The organism is Vulcanococcus sp. DEBay_Sum29NL08_54, from assembly GCF_017859255.1.
Taxonomy (GTDB): Bacteria; Cyanobacteriota; Cyanobacteriia; order PCC-6307; family Cyanobiaceae; genus Vulcanococcus.
The window spans coordinates 22,141-36,063 of the sequence record NZ_JAFMNJ010000017.1 but is presented as its reverse complement, the minus strand read 5'-3'; the positions used below and the strand labels follow the sequence as shown (position 1 = coordinate 36,063).

At 67.8% G+C, this 13,923-nt stretch carries 15 protein-coding genes; 9 read left to right on the top strand and 6 right to left on the bottom strand.

From position 1 onward, the window contains the following. On the bottom strand, window positions 1-273 hold a 273-nt coding region (locus QZ186_RS07450), incomplete at its 3' end, for a phycobiliprotein lyase (RefSeq protein ID WP_296416310.1). 53 nt (window positions 274-326) lie between these two features. On the opposite strand from QZ186_RS07450, the gene QZ186_RS07445 reads away from it, so the two are divergent. Next, window positions 327-1,196, top strand: coding sequence for a DMT family transporter (locus QZ186_RS07445; RefSeq protein ID WP_296416309.1), 870 nt, complete (start codon window positions 327-329; stop codon window positions 1,194-1,196). On the opposite strand, the gene QZ186_RS07440 is transcribed toward QZ186_RS07445, so the two are convergent. Both QZ186_RS07440 and sufR read right to left on the bottom strand, forming a co-directional pair. Next, the gene (locus tag QZ186_RS07440; protein ID WP_296416307.1) at window positions 1,177-1,527 is read right to left on the bottom strand and encodes a hypothetical protein; all 351 of its coding nucleotides are present in this window, start codon (window positions 1,525-1,527) and stop codon (window positions 1,177-1,179) included. The two genes, QZ186_RS07445 and QZ186_RS07440, sit on opposite strands and share 20 nt — an antisense overlap. Beyond that, window positions 1,521-2,156, bottom strand: a complete 636-nt coding sequence (gene sufR, locus QZ186_RS07435) for an iron-sulfur cluster biosynthesis transcriptional regulator SufR (RefSeq protein ID WP_296416306.1) — start codon at window positions 2,154-2,156, stop codon at window positions 1,521-1,523. The genes QZ186_RS07440 and sufR overlap by 7 nt, the downstream gene beginning before the upstream one ends. 243 nt (window positions 2,157-2,399) lie before the next feature. On the opposite strand from sufR, the gene QZ186_RS07430 reads away from it, so the two are divergent. Genes QZ186_RS07430 through QZ186_RS07410 form a run of 5 tightly spaced genes read left to right on the top strand, consistent with a single transcriptional unit; the run spans window position 2,400 to window position 7,574 of the window. Further along, window positions 2,400-2,753 (top strand): ferredoxin-thioredoxin reductase catalytic domain-containing protein, encoded by a 354-nt coding sequence (locus QZ186_RS07430; protein WP_010313046.1) that lies wholly within the window; start codon window positions 2,400-2,402, stop codon window positions 2,751-2,753. Window positions 2,754-2,762: 9 nt separating this feature from the next. Continuing rightward, window positions 2,763-4,205, top strand: a complete 1,443-nt coding sequence (gene sufB / locus QZ186_RS07425; RefSeq protein ID WP_010313045.1) for a Fe-S cluster assembly protein SufB — start codon at window positions 2,763-2,765, stop codon at window positions 4,203-4,205. Between the two features lie 59 nt (window positions 4,206-4,264). Then, on the top strand, window positions 4,265-5,062 hold the full coding sequence (gene sufC, locus QZ186_RS07420) for a Fe-S cluster assembly ATPase SufC (protein ID WP_029625992.1): 798 nt from the start codon (window positions 4,265-4,267) through the stop codon (window positions 5,060-5,062). Continuing rightward, on the top strand, window positions 5,062-6,300 hold the full coding sequence (gene sufD / locus QZ186_RS07415) for a Fe-S cluster assembly protein SufD (protein WP_296416305.1): 1,239 nt from the start codon (window positions 5,062-5,064) through the stop codon (window positions 6,298-6,300). Before sufC ends, sufD begins: the two co-directional genes overlap by 1 nt. Then, window positions 6,297-7,574, top strand: a complete 1,278-nt coding sequence (locus QZ186_RS07410; protein ID WP_296416304.1) for a SufS family cysteine desulfurase — start codon at window positions 6,297-6,299, stop codon at window positions 7,572-7,574. Before sufD ends, QZ186_RS07410 begins: the two co-directional genes overlap by 4 nt. Here QZ186_RS07410 and QZ186_RS07405 read toward each other — a convergent pair. Further along, window positions 7,571-8,263 carry a class I SAM-dependent methyltransferase gene (locus QZ186_RS07405; protein WP_296416303.1) on the bottom strand — a complete coding sequence of 231 codons (693 nt, stop codon included), beginning with the start codon at window positions 8,261-8,263 and terminating at the stop codon, window positions 7,571-7,573. The two genes, QZ186_RS07410 and QZ186_RS07405, sit on opposite strands and share 4 nt — an antisense overlap. On the opposite strand from QZ186_RS07405, the gene QZ186_RS07400 reads away from it, so the two are divergent. Genes QZ186_RS07400 through QZ186_RS07390 form a run of 3 tightly spaced genes read left to right on the top strand, consistent with a single transcriptional unit; the run spans window position 8,262 to window position 10,607 of the window. Continuing rightward, on the top strand, window positions 8,262-8,807 hold the full coding sequence (locus QZ186_RS07400; protein ID WP_296416302.1) for a DUF1543 domain-containing protein: 546 nt from the start codon (window positions 8,262-8,264) through the stop codon (window positions 8,805-8,807). The two genes, QZ186_RS07405 and QZ186_RS07400, sit on opposite strands and share 2 nt — an antisense overlap. 41 nt (window positions 8,808-8,848) lie before the next feature. Further along, entirely contained in the window at window positions 8,849-9,937 is a 1,089-nt protein-coding gene (gene mtnA, locus QZ186_RS07395) for an S-methyl-5-thioribose-1-phosphate isomerase (protein WP_296416301.1), read from the top strand. Continuing rightward, window positions 9,930-10,607, top strand: coding sequence for a class II aldolase/adducin family protein (locus QZ186_RS07390; protein ID WP_247479508.1), 678 nt, complete (start codon window positions 9,930-9,932; stop codon window positions 10,605-10,607). The genes mtnA and QZ186_RS07390 overlap by 8 nt, the downstream gene beginning before the upstream one ends. Here the strand turns inward: QZ186_RS07390 and QZ186_RS07385 are convergent. Both QZ186_RS07385 and QZ186_RS07380 read right to left on the bottom strand, forming a co-directional pair. Then, window positions 10,577-11,962 carry a sodium/glutamate symporter gene (locus tag QZ186_RS07385; protein WP_296416300.1) on the bottom strand — a complete coding sequence of 462 codons (1,386 nt, stop codon included), beginning with the start codon at window positions 11,960-11,962 and terminating at the stop codon, window positions 10,577-10,579. The genes QZ186_RS07390 and QZ186_RS07385 overlap by 31 nt on opposite strands. Continuing rightward, on the bottom strand, window positions 11,962-13,866 hold the full coding sequence (locus tag QZ186_RS07380; RefSeq protein ID WP_296416299.1) for a prolyl oligopeptidase family serine peptidase: 1,905 nt from the start codon (window positions 13,864-13,866) through the stop codon (window positions 11,962-11,964). The genes QZ186_RS07385 and QZ186_RS07380 overlap by 1 nt, the downstream gene beginning before the upstream one ends. Window positions 13,867-13,923: the final 57 nt, after the last annotated feature.

Here is a 13,923-nt window from a genome sequence, read left to right as displayed (position 1 = left end):
GCTTTCGCCGGTGTGGTCCTCACCGGCTTTGTCCCAGGCCATCGAGGCGCTCCAGCGCACCCAACAGCCCCCCACCAGGCCAGCCGGATCCTGGCCGTGGAGTGAGGCGATCTCGGCCAGGCGCTGGTCCGTGCGCTCCAGTTCCTCCACCACGATCAGCGAGCCTCCGGCTTCGGCGCGGCGGTGCAGCAGGTGATGGACGCTGCGCTGGGAGCGCCAGCGGCCGCAGCTCAGCTGGAAAAAGCTGAGGGCATCCTCAATCGCAAGGGTCACGGCGCTGCAGCAGATGCAGCGATGATCGCAAGCCGTAGTCGTCTCCTGCAGCCGTGCTCAGCGGAGTCCTGGCGGCCTTGGCGGGAGCCCTGTGTTGGACCCTGGCCAGCAGTCTTTGGCGGCGCTTGCCAACGGCCCTCAGCGCCAGCCAGCTCAATCTGCTTAAGAACGCTCTGGCGCTGCTGTTGCTGCTGCCGCTTTTGGGCGCGTCCGGCGTTGGCTCCCGATGGAGCGATCCCTGGGCCTTCTGGCTGCTGGTCGCCAGTGGGGTTCTCGGCATTGCCATTGGCGACAGCCTCTTCTTTGCCGCCCTGCGCCGCATCGGAACCCGGCGCACCCTGACCCTTGATGCGGGCGGTCCCGCGGTGACGGCGCTCTTGGGAATGGCGGCCCTGGCCGAGAGCCCCAGCCTTCTGCAATGGCTGGGGATTGCCCTGATCACAGCGGCCCTGGCTCTGGTGGCAGGCCGTGATGCCGGGGCGCCTCGCTCGCGGGACTGGGGCCTGGGGGTTGCGCTGGCCCTGGGGGCCTTGGCCTGCGGCAGTGGCGGAGCCGTCTTGGCCCGGGCGGCCCTGCGCTCCGGTGCGATCGATCCGCTGCAGGCGGCCGCGCTGCGCCTCTTGGCGGCAACTCTCGTCCTGCTGCCGCTGCTGCCGTCTCTGCTGCAGCGACGTCAGGGGCCGCTCCCGCAGCGGCGGCGTTGGCCCCTGGGGATCCTCGCCACCTTGCTGGGGACCAGCGCCGGGATCGCCCTGCAGCAAACCGCCCTGCAGCAGTTGCCGGGGGCGTTGGCGGTGTCACTCCTGGCGACCGCTCCGGTGATGGCGCTCCCCTTGGCCTCCCTGGAGGGGGACCGCCCCGGCTGGCGAGGCGCCCTGGCGGCCCTGATGGGCCTGGCTGGGGTCAGTTGTGTGGTGGCTTAAGCCGCGCATCGGCCTGCCGTTGTCCCCAGCGCACCAGGTCGGCGATCTCCAGCTGCAGCGCGGGTTTTCCGAGGTCGTTGCCGATGCTGGCCAGCTGGGCTGAGGCCTTGCCCAATTGCTCCACCAGAACGGGAATAAAGGTCGGGTCCACCGCCAGGTTGGGTTGCTGCTCGGCCCAGGCGCTCAGACGGGCCCCCTCCGGTAGGTCTTCCCCTTGGGCGGCCGCCTGTTGCAGGCAGCGCAGGCTATGGGCCAGCAGGCGCAGGTGATGGCGCTCGAAGGCCGGGAGCAGCGTGCTCTCGAGTTCGCTGAGGTCCGCTTCGCTCAGCACGGCGTCAGCCGGAAACCGCAGGCCTGGTTGCCCTCGAGCAGCCAGTGGACCCGATCCACTTGGCAGTCGGGGAAGGTCTGTCTGATCAGCTCCAGTTCCTGATCGCAGACGCAGGGGAATTGCTGGGCGATGGACTGAACCGAGCAGTGGAACTCGCTCAGTACCCAGCTGTCCTGGCCTGGTTCGGCGTGGAACTCGGCGACGTAACCCTCGCGCCGCCGCAGCTCCACCAAGCGCTCCAGCCGTTCCAGGACCGTGCCGGCGCCGATGTGTCTGCGGTAGTCCTCGGCCTTGTCGCTGGCCTGCCGCTCGAGCAGCTCCTCCACCATCCCGCTGGGCAGGTTGGCGGTCATCGAGCTCAGGAGGCCCAGGGCGAAATGTTCGCTGCCGTTGGGGAAGTGTCCGCGTCCATTGCTGGTCAGGCGCCAGCGGTTGCTGGGCCGACCTTGGCCCTCGCTGGTGGGACTGGCTTCCACCAAACCCTCGTCTTCTAAGGAGCGCAGATGGCGCCGCATGACTTGGACCGACACCTGAAGCGCCTCGGCGAGCTGGGCAGCCGTGAGCTCCCCCTGCCGCAACATCAGGCTGAGAGCGGCTTCGCGTGTCGGTGACTGGGCGGAGACGCTCATGTTGGAAAGCGGTCTTCCACACCATGCCACGGCTAAACGGGCGCTGACGAGTGAGCCGAGAAGGCCCTCCCCCCGATTGGCACCGGCAACGCGCAACAATGACCACTCACTGCTGACGGTTCAGGCCTCTATCGTTCACTTACGAAACCCTGGTGTTTCGTAAGTTGTTGATGGACGAGCTGTCAGCCCCGCTGGGCGCCAGTCCTCGCCCGGCACGTCCGTTCCAGCTTTGTCTCTGCGCTCATGTCTGCAGCCCCCTCCCCGTCAGCCAGCGACAGCCTTGAGGTGATCCGCAAGTTTGCGGAGACCTACGCCCAGCGCACGGGGACCTATTTCTGCAGCGATCCCAGCGTGACGGCTGTCGTGCTCGAGGGTCTGGCCCGTCACAAGGACGAGCTGGGCGGCGCTCTGTGCCCCTGCCGCCACTACGAAGACAAGGAGGCCGAAGTGGCGCAGGCCTTCTGGAACTGCCCTTGCGTGCCGATGCGTGAGCGCAAGGAATGCCACTGCATGCTGTTTTTGACCGAGGACAATCCCTTCCGCGGTGAGAACCAGACCATCTCGATGGAAGACGTCAAAGCCCATACGGGCGGTTGAGGCTCACCCATGAGTAACGCTCAGGCCGTTGGTGATTTAGTCAGCCAGCCGTACAAGTACGGCTTCGTCACTGACATCGAAACCGAGAAGATCGCCAAGGGCCTCAGCGAGGACGTGGTGCGTCTGATTTCCAGCAAGAAGGACGAGCCGTCTTTCCTGCTGGACTTTCGCCTGCGGGCCTATCGCCAGTGGCTCCAGATGGAGGAACCGGACTGGGCCGCTTTGGGCTACCCGCCCATCGACTACCAAGACGTCGTTTATTACGCCGCTCCCAAGCAGCAAGAGAAGAAGACCAGCCTCGATGAGGTGGATCCGAAGCTGCTGGAAACCTTTGACAAGCTTGGAATCCCCCTAAGCGAGCAAAAACGGCTGTCCAACGTCGCTGTTGACGCCGTCTTCGACAGTGTCTCGATCGCCACGACCTACAAGGAAAAGCTGGCTGAGCACGGTGTCGTCTTCTGCTCGATCAGCGAGGCCGTCAAGGAATACCCCGAGCTCATCGAGCGCTATCTGGGGACGGTGGTCCCGAGCAACGACAACTATTTCGCGGCGCTGAATTCAGCTGTCTTCAGTGACGGCTCCTTCGTCTTCATTCCCAAGGGCGTCGAATGCCCGATGGAGCTGTCGACCTATTTCCGGATCAACTCGGGAGACACCGGGCAGTTCGAGCGCACCTTGATCGTTGCGGAAGAGGGTGCCTCCGTGAGCTACCTCGAGGGTTGCACCGCCCCGATGTTCGACACCAACCAACTGCATGCGGCAGTGGTGGAACTGGTGGTGCTTGATGACGCCTCGATCAAGTACTCGACCGTTCAGAACTGGTACGCCGGTGATGAGAACGGTGTGGGCGGCATCTACAACTTCGTGACCAAGCGCGGTCAGTGCCGTGGTGCCCGCAGCAAGATCAGCTGGACCCAGGTGGAAACCGGTTCAGCGATCACCTGGAAGTACCCCAGTTGCGTGCTGCAGGGCGCCGATTCGGTGGGCGAGTTCTACTCGGTGGCCCTGACCAACAACATGCAGCAGGCCGACACCGGCACAAAGATGATCCACGTGGGCCCGCGCACCCGCTCGACGATCGTCAGCAAGGGCATCAGCGCTGGGCGCTCGTCCAACAGCTACCGCGGTCTGGTCCAGATCGGACCGAAAGCCACCGGCGCCAAGAACTACAGCCAGTGCGACTCGATGTTGATTGGCGATCAAGCCGCCGCCAACACCTATCCCTATATCCGCTCCCAGCAGCCCCAGGCCGCTGTTGAGCACGAGGCCAGCACCTGCCGTATCTCAGAAGATCAGCTCTTCTATCTGCAGAGCCGCGGCATCGGTTTTGAAGAGGCCGTCTCGATGATGGTCAGCGGCTTCTGCCGCGATGTCTTCAACCAGCTGCCGATGGAGTTCGCCGCCGAGGCGGACAAGTTGCTGGCCCTGAAGCTTGAGGGCTCAGTCGGCTAAGCCCACCGCTGACCCCGGCCCGATGCGGGCCCTTTGTTTCCCTTTCGTCTCCCTTCCCCGTGATTCGCCCTGACGCTCCAGTGCTGCTTGAGATCCGGGATCTCCACGCTCGAGTCGAGGACAAGGAGATCCTCAAGGGCGTCAACCTGACCATCCGTGCCGGCGAGATCCATGCGGTGATGGGCCGCAATGGCAGCGGTAAGAGCACCCTCTCCAAGGTCCTGGCTGGTCATCCCGCCTACACCGTCACCGGCGGCAGCGTGACCTACCGCGGCGAGAACCTGCTGGAACTGGATCCCGAGCAACGGGCCCGCACGGGTGTGTTCCTGGGCTTCCAGTACCCGGTGGAAATTCCGGGGGTGAGCAACCTGGAGTTCCTGCGGGTGGCCACCAACGCGCGCCGCGCCCAGAAGGGTGAGGAGGAGCTCGACACCTTCGCGTTTGAAGACCTCGTTCGTGAGCGTCTGCAGGTGGTCCAGATGGATCCCGCCTTCCTTGATCGCTCGGTGAACGAAGGCTTCAGCGGCGGCGAGAAAAAGCGCAACGAGATCCTCCAGATGGCCCTGCTGGATCCCCTGGTGGCGATCCTCGATGAGACCGATTCCGGCCTGGACATCGACGCCCTGCGGATCGTGGCTGGCGGCGTCAATCAGCTGGCGAGCCCCGACAACGCGACCCTGCTGATCACCCACTACCAGCGCTTGCTCGACGCCATCACCCCGGACTATGTCCACGTGATGGCGGCCGGGCGGATGCTGCGCACCGGCGGCAAAGAACTGGCCCTGGAGCTTGAAGAGCGCGGCTACGACTGGGTGGACCAGGAGCTGGCCGCCTTGGCTGCCGCGGAGGTGGCCTGATGACCGCCAGCCTCAGCGCCCCCACCCAACGGGCAGCTTGGCTGGAGCAATGGCTCTCCCAGCTCCCTGCCGCCTCGGGTGCCCTGGCGGCTGTGCAGCAGCGCGGTCGCGCTGCCCTGGCCCAGCAGGGTGTTCCCTCCTCGCGCAGTGAGGATTGGCGCTTCACCGACCTGAGCCTGCTGCAGGCGCTTCCCTTGGCGGCGGCTCAGCCTGCCCAGCCCACCCTCGCCGCCGGCGGGTCCGTGCTGCGCTTGCAGCTCGATGGCCAAAGCGATCCCCTGGCGGGGGTGACCCTGCCCGCAGGGCTTGAGGTCCTCAGCGAGGCGGAACTGGCCCAAGGGTTGGGCCACACCCTGGCGGCCACGGGCTGTCAGCAGCACTGGCCGGTGGAACTGAACCAGGCCAGCGCCACGCAGGTCCTGGCCCTTCGGGTCAAGAGCCGAGCCTCGGCGGCCCTGGAGCTGGTCAGCGCTAGCGCCGGGGGCATGCTTCCCCTGCGGATCCTGCTGGTGCTGGAGGAGAAGGCCCAGCTGGATCTCTCCCAGCTGATCGAGGCCCGGGCCGCGGGTCTGGTCAGCCTGGTGATCGAGGCCCACCTGGCCCGCAGCGCCCAGCTGCGCCATGGCCTGGTGGCCTTTGGCCAGAGCGATGCCGCCCTGTTCAGTCACATCGCCGTTGAGCAAGAGCCGGAAAGCCAGGCTGCCCTCAGCAACGTGGCTGCGGGTTGGGGACTAGCGCGGCACGAGCCGCGGTTGGTGCAGGTGCAGGGCCAGGCCCACTCGCTCCTGCGCGGTCTGCAGTTGGTGGGCGGTCAGCAGATTGCTGACACCCACAGCTTTGTCCAGTTCTCTGGCCCCGAAGGGGAGCTCGATCAGGTCCACAAGGCGGTGGCCGCCGGCCAGGGCCGCAGCGTCTTCAACGGCGCTGTGCGCGTGCCCCGGGAAGCCCAGCAGACCAACGCCGCGCAGTTGAGCCGCAACCTGCTGCTCTCGGATCGGGCTCGGATCGACACCAAACCCGAGCTTGAGATCGTTGCCGATGACGTCAAGTGCGCCCATGGCGCCACGGTCAGCAGCCTGCAAACCGATGAGCTCTTCTATCTCCAGAGCCGCGGTATTGGCGCGGAGCAGGCCGCCGGCCTGCTGAAGCGCGCCTTCTGCGAAGAGGTCCTGCGCGCCCTGCCGGAGCCCGCGCGCCAGTGGTGCCCCCTGGATCAGCTGGAGCTGGAATCGGCATGAGCAGCTCCTCCAGCCTGATGAGCGTTCCTGCTGTTGATTTGGCCGCCCAGACGCGGCAGGACTTCCCCCTGCTGGCCCAGACGGCCTGCTTGGGGCAGCCGTTGATCTATCTCGATCACGCCGCCACCAGCCAGAAGCCCCATCAGGTCCTGGATGCCCTGCGGCACTACTACGACCACGACAACGCCAACGTTCACCGGGGCGCGCACCAGCTCAGCGCCCGCGCCACCGAGGGCTTTGAGGGGGCTCGGGCCAAGGCTGCGGCCTTCATCGGCGCCTCCAGTCCCAACGAAATCGTCTTCACCCGCAACGCCAGTGAGGCGATCAACCTGGTCGCCCGCAGTTGGGGTGAAGCCAACCTGCGCCCGGGCGATGAGGTGCTGCTGACGGTGATGGAGCACCACAGCAACCTGGTGCCCTGGCAACTGCTGGCGGATCGCACCGGCTGCGTCCTGCGCCATGCCGGCCTGAGCGAGAGCGGTGAGCTCGACCTGGAGGACCTGCGCAGCAAGATCACCGACCGCACGCGGCTGGTGAGCCTGGTGCAGGTCAGCAACACCCTGGGCTGCCTCAATCCGATCAGCCAGGTGGCGGCCCTGGCCCATGCCGCCGGTGCCCTGGTGCTGGTGGATGCCTGCCAGAGCCTTCCCCACCTGCCGGTCAACGTCAAGGAGCTGGACGCCGACTTTTTGGTGGGCAGCTCCCACAAGCTCTGCGGTCCCACGGGGATGGGATTCCTCTGGGGCAGGGAGGCCCTGCTGGAGGCCATGCCTCCCTTCCTCGGCGGCGGCGAGATGATCCAGGACGTCTACCTGGACCACAGCAGCTGGGCTGGGCTACCCCACAAATTTGAGGCCGGCACCCCCGCCATCGGTGAGGCGATCGGTATGGGCGCGGCCCTGGACTACCTCCAGGCCCTGGGTCTCGATCGCATCCATGCCTGGGAGCAGCAGCTCACGGCCCATCTGTTTGAGCGCCTGCAGGCCATCGATGGCCTGACGGTTCTTGGCCCCACGCCGGAGCAGCAGCCGGATCGGGCGGCCCTGGCGGCCTTCCATGTCGAGGGTGTCCACGCCAACGACATCGCTGCCCTGCTGGATTCCGCTGGCATCTGCATCCGCAGCGGCCACCACTGCACCCAGCCCCTGCATCGCCACTACGGCCTCAGTGCCTCAGCGCGGGCCAGCCTGAGCTTCACCACGACGATCGAGGAGATCGATCGCTTCGCGGAGGAACTGCAGGGAACCATCAGCTTCCTGCGCGAGCACAGCTAGGCGGGGCTGAGGACGGCCATGGCCTCGGCCCCGTGGCGTCCTTCCCAGGCCCACTGCCAGCTCCAGCCCGCCTCCTGGGCGATCCCTTCAATGACGCCGCGCTCGGCGGGGTAATCAAAGCGCTGGATGTGGGCGAGCACCGCCTGGCGTTGGTCGGCGCCAAGGGTGCTCCAGCCCTCCACCCGCCCCCCGTAGCGGGCCAGATAGGCCTCTCGGCTTTCCCCGGCTTGGCGGAAGACATCAACCCAGATCAAGCGGCCCCCCGGGGTGATGCGTCTGCGGCATCCCTTTAGCCAGTTGGCCTTGTCCTGGTCCTGCTGGAGGTGATGCACCGCATAGCTGCTGTGGATCACCTCCACCGCCTCGGCCTGCGGCGCGTTGGCCCAGCTCAGCAGATCCTCCGCCAGCCAGGAGCGGGGGAAGGGGGCCTGGCGTAAGGCGGCTTGCGCCAGGGGCAGCACCTCGGCGCAGAGGTCCAGCCCCGTGTAGTGCCCCAGGGGCAACGTCTGCAGCAGCGGTGCCAGCAAGCCAAGATCGCCGCAGCCCAAATCCACCAGGCTGGGGGCCTGGGCCGTTGCGCAGACCTGCCGCAGCACCTGCCCGCAGGCCAGGCTCATGGCCTGGTGCTCCATCAGGTCGTGATCCAACACGGCCCGGTAGGTGGCCCACTGCCGCTGAAACAGGTCCATGACGCCGCCATCCCCCAGCGCCCCAACCCTATTTCTGGCGGTCCTGGGTGGACGCACCGCCAGCAGCCTGATCGAGCTGCATGACGTCCGCTTTGTTGCGGGCCGCTCCATCGAGGACACCATTCCGGAGCTCAAGCGGCAGTGGTTCGGGAGGCGTGAGGGTCTGCACCTGGATGCCTACATGGCGGTGCGGGCGATCGATGGCTGGGCGGTGAGCCTCGGGCGCGAGCCCGCCGCGCCCCGGCCCGAGCGGCTCTGGTTCGTCAACCTGGGCGCCTACCGCCCGGACTCCCTGGCGGAACTGCACCAGTTCGGCCTGGTGGTGGCCCGCTCCCCGCAGGCGGCCAAGGCCGCGGCGAAACGCCAGTGGCTCCACGGCGCGCTGCAGCAGCACAAGGACGACCTCTGCGCCGTGGACGACTGCCTGGCCCTCGAGCAGCTGGAGTTGCTTGGCGGCCAGCGTTGGCATGTCCAGCTCTCCCCTGATCCCGAGGGGACCAGCCAGCCCCAGGTGCCCGATTGGCAGGGCTATCGCCCGATCTGAGCGGGGCCGCAGGGGATGATCGGTGCAGTCAATCGGTAGCCATGAAGATCGACGGCCAGGCCTGGCGCACCATCTGGCTGGAGCCGGGTGGCCGCTCGATCGGGGTCATCGATCAGATCCAGCTGCCGCATCAGTTCACCACCCGCACGCTGCGCAGCTGCGATGAAGCGGCCGAGGCCATCCGCACGATGGTCGTGCGCGGCGCCCCCCTGATCGGTGTCACCGGGGCCTACGGCCTGATGCTCGCCCTGCAGGTCGACCCCAGCGATGCCTCCCTGGCGGCGGCCTTTGATCAGCTCAATGCCACCCGCCCGACGGCGGTCAACCTGCGCTGGGCTCTGGAGCGTGTTCGTGATCGGGTGGCGCCGCTGCCCCCGGCTGAGCGGGCCGAGGCGGCCCAGGTTGAGGCCGGCGCCATCGCCGATGAGGACGTCGCCATGTGCGAGGCCATCGGCGAGCACGGCCTGGCGCTCTTCCAGAAGCTGGCGGCCGCTCGGCCCGGTCAGACCCTCAATGTGCTGACCCACTGCAATGCCGGTTGGTTGGCCACGGTGGATTGGGGCACGGCCCTGGCGCCGATCTACAAGGCCCACCGCGCTGGCCTGGACATTCATGTCTGGGTGGATGAGACCCGCCCCCGCAACCAGGGCGCCTCGCTCACGGCCTATGAGCTCGGCCGCGAAGGGGTGCCCCACACCGTCATCGTCGACAACGCCGGCGGCCACCTGATGCAGCACGGCCAGGTGGATGCCGTGATCGTCGGCACCGACCGCACCACCCGCCGCGGCGACGTCTGCAACAAGATCGGCACCTACCTCAAGGCCCTGGCGGCGCGGGACAACAACATCCCCTTCTATGTGGCCCTGCCGGCCTCGACGATCGACTGGTCCATCGATGACGGCGTCGCCGAGATCCCAATCGAGGCCCGCAGCCCCGAGGAAGTCACCCACATTCAGGGCCGCAGCCCCGAGGGGGCGATCACCACGGTTCAGCTCAGCCCTGACGGCAGCCCGGGCTTTAACCCCGCCTTTGATGTCACCCCAGCGCGTCTGGTCACGGCGCTGATCACCGAGCGGGGTGTGGTCGCCGCCAGCGCCGCCGGCCTCCAGGAGCTCTACGGCGATGTCTGATCTGGATCTGCGCGAGCAACTGGTCGACTGCGCCCGGCGCATGCAGGCCAGCGGCATCAACCAGGGCACCTCCGGCAACCTCTCGGTGCGCATCGCCGGCGGGATGCTGATCACCCCCAGCTCCCTGCCCTATGAGCAGATGCAGCCCAGTGACCTGGTGGCGCTGGATCTCAAGGGGGAGCCCCTGTTCATCCCGGCCGATGGCCGCCCCCAACGGCGGCCCTCCTCGGAGTGGCGGCTGCACGCCGATGTCCTGGCGAGCCGGCCGGAGGTGCAGGCGGTGCTGCACTGCCATTCGATCCACGCCACAGCCCTGGCCTGCCATGGCCGTGACATCCCCCCCTTCCACTACATGACGGCGGTGGCCGGTGGCCATGACATCCGCTGCGCCCCCTACGCCACCTTTGGCACCCAGGAGCTCTCCGATGGGGTCGTTCAGGCCCTCGAGGGACGGCTGGCTTGCCTGATGGCCCAGCACGGTCAGGTGGCGGTGGGCCCCACCCTCGACAAGGCCCTGGCCCTGGCGGTGGAGGTGGAGACCCTGGCGCGGATCTACCTGCAGGCCCTGGCCCTCGGCGAACCACCTCTGCTGAGTGGGGAGCAGATGGAGCAGGTGCGCCACCAGTTCCGCACCCTGCTCTACCGGGCCTCCTCGAGCTCGGGCAGCTGAGCGATCCAGAGCCCCGCGGCCCCGGCCAGCAGCATCACCGCTGCGCAGACCAGGGTCCAGACCGGTAGCCCCCAGCCGGCCACGGCCAGGGGGGCCACCACCGTGATCACCCCACCGGAGAGCAGGGGCTGCAGCAGCAGTTGCTTGAGCGAAAAGGCCGGCAGGGCGTCGCTGTGATTCTCCGGATCCGCCATCCGCAGCAGCAGCAGGCCGGAGGCGGCGACGCCGGTGGCCTGGCCAAATTCCACCAGGGCCCGCTCAAACCAGTCCTTGGGCAGCAGCTTCGGCGCGAGCCAGAGGCAGATCAGCAGATTCCAGCTCAAGCCAGCTCCCGCCAGCAGGGTGATCGGTAGCCAGTTGGCCTGGAGTAACTGCAGGTTCAACCCCGCGGTGGCTGAGGCGATCAAGAGATCGGCCGCCAGGGTGCTCACTTCGCTTTGGATTGGGGTCGAGGCCCACTGGCTGTGCTCGCTGCGCTCCAGCAGCCAACGCACCAGCAGCGACCCCAGGATCGCCAGCGGGAACACCGGTAGGGCCTGACCCACCGTGGCGACGCCGCCCCCGATCCAGCCCGTCCCCAGCCGCAGCAGCAGTTGCAGCAGCCAGCCGATGGCCACGGCGATGCCCACCAGGCCCAGGTTGCAGAGCCAAGCCGCCCAGGGATTGCTCGGGCCCTCGGCCCCGCTCGCCGCCGCTGGAGCGACCTGGATTGCTTCCGGCGCCAGGTCCGCCACCAGCCATCCCCGTGCCCGACCGAGCACCACCACCAGTCCCCCCACCAGGGTCGAGGACAGCAGGCCAACGGTGGCAAGGGCCAGACCCAGGTCCTGGCCGCTCTCAAACCCCAGGGCCGCATAGCTCGCCCCCATGGCCGCAGCGGAGCCATGCCCCCCCTCAAAGGCCACCTCGATCAGGCAGGCCATCACCGGGCTGAAGCCCAGCAGGGGCTGCAGCACCAGCAGCACCGCCAGCCCGGCCACCACGTACTGACCGAAGGCCAGCACCAGCGCCAGGGAGACATGGCCGCCCACGGGCTTCAGCACGCCCGAGAGCTTGGGCAGCGGCTTGCCCAGCATCAAGGAGCCGAAGACCAAGGTGAGCAGCACCAGGGGCAGTTGGGCCCAGAGCTCCATCAGGTGCTCGGGCAGCAGCGGGAAGGGCCCCTTGGGGGCGACCAGTAGACCCAAGACGCCCGCGACCAGGGCCTCGGGAATGCCCCAGAGCTGCAGCTGTAGCCGCCGGCCAATGGCTCGGCCCGTCGCCAGGATTCCCGCCAGAACACCCCCCGCCAGGACGAGCCAGCTGATCCCATCGACGAGGTCAGCGCTCCAGAGTCCCGGCAGAAGCTCAGCCATTACAGGGCGAAGTGCGCGCGGAAGAAGGCCTCCGTCGCCTCCAGGACCTCAATTTGGGTGCTGCCCTTGCGGAAGCCGTGGCCCTCTTCCGGGAACAGGCGCACCTCCACCGGGATGCCCTTGTTGCGCAGGGCCTCGGCCATCCGCTCGGTTTGCTCCGGGGGGACCACCACGTCCTCGAGGCCCTGGAAGAAGATCACCGGGCAGCTCATGCGTTCGGCATGGTTCAACGGTGAGCGGGCGGCGTAGAGCGCGCGTTGCTCGGGCCACGGGCCCACCAGGCCATCGAGGTAGCGGGCCTCAAAGCGGTGGGTGTCCTCCGCCAGGGCACTCAGGTCGGCCACGCCGTAGCGGCTGGCACCGGCAGAGAAGCAGTCGGTGAAACAGAGGGCCGCCAGGGTGGTGAACCCCCCGGCGCTGCCCCCTTCGATCGCCACCCGTTTGGGGTGGGCCTGCCCCTGCTCGATCAGGGCCTGGGCCGCAGCGGCGCAGTCCGCCACATCCACGACGCCCCACTGGCCGTTGAGTCGTTCGCGGTAGGCCCGGCCAAAGCCGGTGGAACCGCCGTAGTTCACATCCACCACGCCCCAACCGCGGCTGGTCCAGAACTGAATGGCCAGGTTCAGGCCCGTGCGGGCCATGGCGGTCGGGCCGCTGTGGCTCTTCACCAGCAGGGGCGCCTCGCTGTGGCCACCGCCGGTTGGCGGGTAGTACCAGGCCTGGGTGGCCTGGCCGCCGTGGCCGTCAAACCACAGCTCTTGGGGCTGGCTGATGGCCTCCTGTGCAATCGGGCAGGGGGCCGCTGGTTGATGCCGCCAGCTCCCGGTCTTCAGGTCGAGCTCCAGCAGGCCCGAGGGGTGGGTGGGGCTGCTGGCGATGCAGGCCAGTTGGCCCGCCTGGGCGCAGAGCCCCGCCAGATCACTGCAGGGTTGCTCGAGCGGCCGCCAGCTTTGGTCCTTGAGCTCCCCGAGCTCCCAGCGGCCCTGCCGGCAGGCGAGGGCCAGCAGGCGCTCACCATCCCAGGCATGGGTGCTCATGCCAAAGACCCACTGGGGCATGGCGAATTCGGCCTGCTCGTGCAGCAGGGGCTGCCAACGGGGCGTCTCCAGCGCGTCCTGCTCGGCTGCGGACCAGCGCTCGAGGTTCCAGAAGCCGCTGCGGTCATTGGCCACCACCAGGTCGCGTCCGGCCCAGATCGGCTGAAAGACCGAGATGGCTTGGTGATCCTCGGGAGCGCTGCCGGCGACGCGCCGGCCGGGGCCCAGCTGGCCGGAGGCCTGAACGTCCGCCAGCCAGAGGCTGCTGCAGTCCCAGGGCATGGCCGGCTGCTGCCACTCCACCCAGGCCAGCCGCGCTCCATTGGGGCTCAGGGCGGGATAGCCGCAGAAGTCCGCGGCCTGATGGAGCTCGACCAGCTCCCCGCCGGCCAGGGGTAGCGCCACCAGGTGGTCTTGACCGTCGCGCTCCAGAACGCCAATCCAGCGGTCCCGCTGCCGGTCGATCAGGCCGCCACCGAGGGCCCCCTCAAAACGCTTGCCCTGGGGCGTGAGCAGTCGCTGCGGTTCGGCCCCCGGTTGATCGAGATCCAGCCGCCAGAGGCAGCGGTCGGCGTCATGGACGAACACGGCCACGGCCTCTCCATTGGCGCGCCGGCCGATGGCGCAGGGGCCGCCGCCGTACTCATGGACGCGGCAGCGCAGGTTCCAATCCCCCGGGGTGCATTCGCGGGGCTCCTGCCCCTGGGCTGCGCGCCCCATCAAGGTGGTGCGCCCCTGTTCGTGGGGACGCTGCTCGAGCCAATAGAGCGCCCCATCCAGCAGCACGGGCTCTTTCAGGCTTGGGGTTTTCCCCAGCACCACCTCGGCGGAGAGGGGAGTGAGCGTGGCTGGTGGGGACAGGCTCAACGGAACAGGCCGATTAGGCCTCCTAGAATCGCTGTTCGCAACGCCGTTGAGGACAGG